1 protein-coding gene is annotated in these 2,544 nt (G+C 70.0%); it reads left to right on the plus strand.

From position 1 onward, the window contains the following. Positions 1-2,544 (plus strand): acyltransferase domain-containing protein (locus AB4K12_RS31210; RefSeq protein ID WP_368438167.1); only part of this gene is annotated, 2,544 nt, incomplete at both ends.

Raw genomic sequence — 2,544 nt, forward strand, 5'->3', positions numbered from 1 at the left:
GCGCGTTCCCGGCGTTCGCTGATGCCTTTGATGCGGTGTGCGTGGAGCTTGATGCGCATCTCGAGCATCCGCTGCGGGAGGTCGCTTTCGGTGACGATGACGGGCTGCTGAACCAGACCCGTTTCACGCAGCCTGCCTTGTTCGCCGTCGAGGTGGCGTTGTTCCGTCTCCTCGAGTCCTGGGGCGTACGGTCCGACTTCCTGGCCGGGCATTCGATTGGTGAGCTGGCCGCCGCGCACGTTGCCGGGGTGTTGTCGCTTCCCGACGCGGCCTTGCTCGTAGTGGCTCGTGGTCGGTTGATGCAGGCCCTGCCTGCCGGTGGTGTGATGGTGGCGGTGCAGGCGTCGGAGGACGAGGTCCTTCCGCTGCTCGTCGGCTTCGAGGACCGGGTCGGGATCGCGGCCGTGAACGGTCCGCAGGCCGTGGTGCTGTCCGGCGCCGAAGCGGCCGTCACGGAGATCGCCGCCCGGCTCGCCGCTCAGGGCCGTAGGACCAAGGCCCTTGCCGTGTCGCATGCCTTCCATTCGCCGCTGATGGAGCCGATGCTCGCGGACTTCCGGACGGTCGCCGAAGGCGTGACCTTCGCCGCCCCGGCCATCCCGATCGTCTCCACCCTCACCGGCCGTCTGGTCACGGAAGGCGAGCTGTGCGACCCGGAGTACTGGGTGCGGCACGTCCGCCAGGCCGTGCGGTTCGCGGACGCCGTCGAGGTGCTGGCCGCCGAAGGTGTCGGGACGTGCCTCGAGATCGGTCCCGGCGGTGTACTGACCGCCCTGGCCCAGTCGCTCGCGGCCGTGCCGGCTCTGCGTGGTGACCGTTCCGAGGACACGGCGGTCATGCGGGCCATGACTCAACTGCACGGCCACGGTGTTGCCGTCGACTGGACCGCCGTCTTCGCCGGTCGGGGTGCCCGGCGCGTCGACCTTCCCACGTACGCCTTCCAGCGCGAGCGGTACTGGCTCGACGTACCCGCCGCCTCCGGCGATGTGTCGTCGGTCGGCCAGGCGGCGGCGGGACACGCCCTGCTGGGCGCGGCGGTCAGTCTGCCCGATGAGGGTGGTGTGCTGCTGACCGGACGGTTGTCGCGGGCCACGCATGCCTGGCTCGGCGACCATGCGGTGTCCGACGTCGTGCTGCTGCCGGGTACGGCCTTCCTGGAGATGGCGGTGCGCGCCGGCGACGAGGTCGGGTGCGGCCGGGTCGAGGAGTTGACCCTCGCCACACCGCTCGTACTGCCCGAACAGGGTGCGGTCCAGATCCGGGTGACCGTCGGCGCGGAGGACGATGCGGCGCGGCGGACCGTGAAGATCCACTCGCGGGTCGAGGGCGCTGACGCCGTGGACGCGCCGTGGACGTGCCACGCCACCGGCGTGGTGGCCGAAGCCCTCACCGCCGAGCGTACGGAGCCGACCGCTGATCTGCGGGAATGGCCGCCTGCGGGTGCGGAGGCGATCGAGACCGACGGTTGCTACGAGGAGCTTGCCGCTGCCGGTTTCGGCTACGGACCGGTGTTCCAGGGGCTACGGGGAGCCTGGCGGCGGGGAGAGGATCTCTTCGCCGAGGTCGCGCTGCCCGAACAGACCTCCGTCGCGGGCTTCGCCCTCCATCCGGCACTGCTCGACTCGGCGCTGCACGCGTTGGGGGTGAGCGGTTTCCTGCCCGACGGGCACGAGGGGCAGCTCCCGTTCGCGTGGAACGGGGTCAGCGTGTACGCCACGGAGGCCACGAGCCTGCGGGTCCGGCTGACGCGAGCCGGGCGGGAAGCGGTCTCGCTGTCGATAGCCGACGAGACGGGCATGCCCGTCGCCACCGTCGACGACCTCACCCTTCGGCCCATCACCGTCGCGGCTCTCTCGGCGGCTCAGGGAACGCGACAGGAGTCGCTGTACCGGGTGGAGTGGGTGCGGCGTCCGGTGTCGGGCGGCCTGGGCGATGACGCTTCGCCGACTGACGTGGTGGTTGTGCGTGCCGGTGATGCCGATGGTGATGCTGGTGTGTATCGGGTGTTGGGGCTGGTACAGGAGTGGTTGGCCGATGATCAGCCTGAACGTTCGGGTTCGCGTCTGGTCGTGGTGACGCGTGGTGCTGTGGCCGGTGGTGTGGATCCGTGGCAGTCAGCTGTGTGGGGTCTGGTGCGGTCGGCACAGTCGGAGAATCCGGGCCGCTTTGTGCTGGTGGATGTCGATGACGAAGAAGAGGGCTCACTTTCAGCCGCGTTGAGCGTGGGCGAGCCTCAGGTGATGGTGCGTGGTGGTGAGGTGTTCGTGCCTCGTCTCGTGCGTGCCGAGGTGCCGGAGCCGACTGGCGAGCCTGTTTTCGGCGCTGACGGCACGGTGTTGGTGACGGGTGCTTCGGGTGTGTTGGGTCGTTTGGTGGCCCGGCATCTGGTGACCACCCATGGCGTCCGGCACCTCGTCCTGGTGAGCCGGCGGGGGCCCCTGGCCGAGGGTTCGGCGGAGTTCGCCCAGGAGCTCGCCGCGCTCGGGGCCCGCGTGGAGACCGTCGCTTGCGATGTCGCTGATCGGGTGGCGTTGGCGGGTGTGT

The organism is Streptomyces sp. C36, assembly GCF_040932295.1.
GTDB classification, from domain to species: Bacteria; Actinomycetota; Actinomycetes; order Streptomycetales; family Streptomycetaceae; genus Streptomyces; species Streptomyces triculaminicus.